General features: G+C 54.9%; 1 protein-coding gene. It reads left to right on the top strand.

The annotated features are described in order from the left end of the window. Window positions 1–39: 39 nt before the first annotated feature. A partial coding sequence (locus tag PU683_RS21275) for a hypothetical protein (protein ID WP_277174583.1) occupies window positions 40–244 on the top strand: 205 nt, incomplete at its 3' end.

The following is a 244-nucleotide window of genomic DNA, read 5'->3' as shown; positions in this document are numbered from 1 at the left end:
CGACGGTATCGATAAGCTTGATTCCCGGAATTCTTTGCCATGGACCAGGACTATGAGCGAAGGCTCCTGCGGCAGATCATCATCCAGAATGAGAACACAGTGCCCTGTGTTTCAGAGATGCGGAGAACCCTGACACCAGCCAACTCCCCAGTGTCTTCACCCAGCAAGCATGGTGACCGCTTCATCCCCTCGCGGGCCGGGGCCAACTGGAGCGTGAACTTCCACAGGATCAATGAAAATGAGA

The sequence above is a fragment of the Candidatus Kosakonia sp. 282A-S69 genome, assembly GCF_029433855.1.
GTDB classification, from domain to species: Bacteria; Pseudomonadota; Gammaproteobacteria; order Enterobacterales; family Enterobacteriaceae; genus Kosakonia; species Kosakonia cowanii_A.
The sequence above is the reverse complement of the archived record's forward strand: the minus strand, read 5'-3'. Positions and strand labels throughout refer to the sequence as shown.